Source organism: Delftia sp. ZNC0008, from assembly GCF_000799035.1.
In the GTDB taxonomy this organism is placed as follows: Bacteria; Pseudomonadota; Gammaproteobacteria; order Burkholderiales; family Burkholderiaceae_C; genus Comamonas; species Comamonas tsuruhatensis.
Window position 1 is genome coordinate 1 of record NZ_JTKZ01000124.1, and the last position, 712, is coordinate 712.

The 712-nt window shown below is 72.2% G+C and carries 2 pseudogenes; both read left to right on the top strand.

The features are described from left to right. Positions 1-355: pseudogene (locus tag L995_RS04545) on the top strand (Hsp70 family protein); the annotation flags it as partial. Between the two features lie 58 nt (positions 356-413). Continuing rightward, positions 414-712 (top strand): annotated as a pseudogene (locus L995_RS04550) (Hsp70 family protein); the annotation flags it as partial.

The window sequence follows — 712 nt, forward strand, 5'->3', positions numbered from 1 at the left end:
CTCGGCCCTGTGCCTGGCGCCCTTCGGCATGGAAGAGGGCACCGAGGTGGCGCTGGACACGCAGGAATTCGGCCTGGTCGTGGGCGAGCCCGTGCGCCTGCGCTTTTTCGGCTCCTCCGTGCGCCGCGCCGACCAGGTCGGCACCGTGCTGGACTTCTGGGGACCCGAGGAACTGGTCGAGCTGCAGGAAATCGAGGCCCATCTGCCCGCCGAAGGCCGTGCGCCCGGCGAGATCGTGCCCGTCACCCTGCATGCGCGCGTGACCGACATCGGCACGCTGGAACTCAACGCCGTGCCCGTGGGTGGTGACGAACGCTGGAAGGTGGAGTTCGACGTGCGGGCCGATGTAGCGTAGCCCGCCCCGGCGGCAGGCCCGGTCCGGGCCGCGCACCGTGCCCTGTATGACTGCCGATATGCCTGATACTGCCGCCCCCGCCTCCGCCACCCCCTTCGCTCCCGACGCCGCCCACATCGTGGGCATCGACCTGGGCACCAGCCACACCGTGGTGGCGCATGTGCCCGTGGGCGGCACGGCGGCCGACATCGCCTTGCTGCCCGTGGCGCAGCGTGTCTCGGCTGGCGAGGTGGCGGCCCAGGTGCTGCTGCCCTCGGCGCGCTACCAGGCGGCGCCCGGCGAACTGGGCGATGCCTGGCAGCAGCCTTGGACTGCTTTGGGCGCGGATGCGCAAGCGCCCGCCGTCAACGGCCGCTG